Source organism: Desulfosporosinus sp. Tol-M2, assembly GCF_059735615.1.
The window spans coordinates 1-2,692 of the sequence record NZ_JCAIJG010000129.1 but is presented as its reverse complement, the minus strand read 5'-3'; the positions used below and the strand labels follow the sequence as shown (position 1 = coordinate 2,692).

The 2,692-nt window shown below is 50.9% G+C and carries 5 protein-coding genes; all 5 read right to left on the bottom strand.

The features are described from left to right. Positions 1–161, bottom strand: a 161-nt coding sequence (locus AC6I5A_RS10585; protein ID WP_497900665.1) for a hypothetical protein, incomplete at its 3' end; no start/stop codon positions are given. Then, a complete protein-coding gene (locus AC6I5A_RS10580; RefSeq protein ID WP_034615487.1) occupies positions 154–594 on the bottom strand; it encodes a DUF7768 domain-containing protein in 441 nt (146 codons plus the stop codon). The genes AC6I5A_RS10585 and AC6I5A_RS10580, both read right to left, overlap by 8 nt. 3 nt (positions 595–597) lie before the next feature. After that, a complete protein-coding gene (locus AC6I5A_RS10575) occupies positions 598–1,377 on the bottom strand; it encodes a phage antirepressor KilAC domain-containing protein (protein WP_034615484.1) in 780 nt (259 codons plus the stop codon). Positions 1,378–1,391: 14 nt separating this feature from the next. Further along, positions 1,392–2,198, bottom strand: coding sequence for a hypothetical protein (locus AC6I5A_RS10570; RefSeq protein ID WP_497900664.1), 807 nt, complete (start codon positions 2,196–2,198; stop codon positions 1,392–1,394). Between the two features lie 133 nt (positions 2,199–2,331). After that, positions 2,332–2,472 carry a hypothetical protein gene (locus tag AC6I5A_RS10565; RefSeq protein ID WP_497900663.1) on the bottom strand — a complete coding sequence of 47 codons (141 nt, stop codon included), beginning with the start codon at positions 2,470–2,472 and terminating at the stop codon, positions 2,332–2,334. Positions 2,473–2,692: the final 220 nt, after the last annotated feature.

Below are 2,692 nucleotides of genomic sequence, written 5' to 3'. Positions count from 1 at the left end.
CTGTCCCGCTCCGCTTTCGGCAGCTTCGGATATTCCTCGGCAGCCTCCGGGGTGCGGATGGTCGTTTTCAGCCTTTCGCAGAGGTCGTCAAACGTGATTTTTTTATTCGACCATTTCTTTGCGAAACAGCTGCCGCCGTATGCAATGGGCAGTTCACGCATGACGCTCCACCTCCTCAAAGTCATTATTGAAATAGCGGACAGGCTGCCTGCGCCGCTCCGCCTTATATATTTCACGGCTCATGCCTTCGGTGATGGTGTCGCCGAGCACCCAGACTTCCTGGCATTTGCCCATGAGCACTATGTCCATAAAGAGGGCGAGTTCACGTTCCTCCGGGTCTGTGTCCGACATGAATTGAGGAAAATGCAGTATGGTGCAGAGCGGTATATATCCCCGGTCTATAGCAAAGCGGCAGAACCTGCGCGCCTTTTCGCTGTTGCCGGCGGGATCATTTCTGTATGGGCAGCAGATATACACGAGCGGGAGGAAGGCGGATTTAACCGCCTTGCGCTCCTCACGCTCGATTTTGCTCATGACTTCGAAGGGGACGGGGTCATAACAGCCGGAGGCGTTAAATCGTTCATTCCGTTCCATCAATCACACCTCCTGTTCGATTAAAGGGAGGATACCGTCCGCCTTCAGCGTGTGATAGATAAACAGCCGCCCGCCCTGAGTCCAATAGGTATGAACATGGCTGTGCATCTCTCCGTCGCCGCCGGGAGAACTGAAGGTCTTGGTGCTGGTGTATCCCTTTTCGGCGTATTTCTGATACAGAAGCCAAATCTTACCCTGCTTATACTGAACTCCCTTTTCGTTCAGATAGCTGTTGAGCCTGTTGGCGCTCCATCCGTAATCCTTGGCGATGACCGATATCGCGACAAGGTCTTTGCAGTTAAGAACCACATCGTAATATGACGCCTTAGGCCTCATTTCAGTTATCTGCTGCTGTTGCACGGCTACCTGTTCCGAAAGCGCCTTGACCTTTTGCCGTTCCTCTTTCAAAGCCGTGAAGGCGGCAATGGCAAGGTCGGGATTGGCAAGAAGCTCATCGGCAGCGTAGATGCCATGTCTGCGGATGGCCGGCAGCACCTCGCTCGTTACCCAGCGTTTGAACTTTTTCGCGGATGGGAGCTTGCTGGATAGGATGAGGCTGTATAAGCCGGATTCATTGATAACGATGAAATCCTGACTTCCGCCAAGGGTGTCGCATTTTGCTACCCCCTTGTCTTCCTCATCCACATGCTTGGCAAGGGCATCGCGGGTATTGGTATATCCAAGCGCCTCCGCCACATCCTTACCGACAACATACGGCTCGCCTTCGATAACTGTTGTACGCACCGAGCCGAACTCGGCATTTCTGAAAACCTGTAATTCCATAAAGAATTACCTCCTCAATTTTGATTTGAGGGTTGTCCCTCTGCCTTGTAGCCATGGGAGAGGGACGAAAAGGACGTTTTCGGAAAAAGTTCTTTGAATTTCTTTTCTGCACGCTGCAGACGGTGATTCAACGTGTTCAGCTTTTCGCCGATGGACTCCGCGTATTCACCCGGCTTCAAACCATCAAGATGGATGGCGATTATCATCTCGGCATAGTCCGGCTTCATTGCGCCGCGGATGCGGTTGCAACAGTTTTCGTAATCATACTGATGCTCACGATGCTCCTCATCGGTGAAGTCCGGGAATGCGTCGACATAGTTTGGAATCTTTGAGCCTTCATCTCCGGGCTCCGGCTGTTCCTCCATGCGGACTGCTTTGCCGCGCTTGCCGTCAATGCGGCTGGGGACAGCGTTGGCGTCCCAATGCCTGTTGTGCTGGCGCCAGTTGTTATACTCACGCTTGTTCATAAGGTCGAATACCTCCTGAACGGTCTCACAGCGTTTGACTTCACCGCGCTTTTCCGGCTTTGCCTCCGTAAGCCGCTGTTCATAGTCGGTGTCCAGCATTACGCTGTAATCGCCGTCCGGGATTTCAATGGTTGTGTAGAACGGATGACCGTTCTTGATGTTGTCTTCATACAGCACCCTGATTTTCATTTTGTATTCCTTTCCGTCCGGGCAAAGGGCGGCGGAATACAAAAAGAGCCTGTGGTGAAGATGGCCACAGACTCCGCTTGTCCAAAAATGGGCGCACGAAATCACGGTGGGTGCATCTTCATTCCCGACACATCCTATATCGCTGTGCCCTGAACTCTTATGCATCCCGCCGTCCTGATGCGCATCTCGGACATTGAGATTTATTTAGTAAGCGTTAACGTTGTTTATCAATTCCCCTCAAGGGGAGAACAGGCAGGCTGATTGTTATCCGTCACTGCCTGTCCCGTGCTTCGGTAGATTACTTCTTCCTGCCAGGTCTGGTTTGACTTAAAGCGCTGCCTGCAACCGACTTCGAGTTACTGCTGTATCGATTATCATTGAGGATTTTGCTTGCCTTGGAAGCTACCGCCTTAGAAGTCTGCTTAGATTTTTTAGCCATTCTTCTCACCCCCTTTTTCTACAGAAATTCTTGCTTTTCGCCAAGATATTTGATATAATTACCAAATGTGATTCTTGGCACTTTTGCTTGAATGCCCTTCTCATTGGGTCAATCAAATTTTATCAAAACAAGGCTTTTGAAAAACGGACTGGGCGGACGCTTTCGGACGCTCTCGGACAGGGAAAATATTGTCTTATTCATTGCAGGAGGTGACATCAAT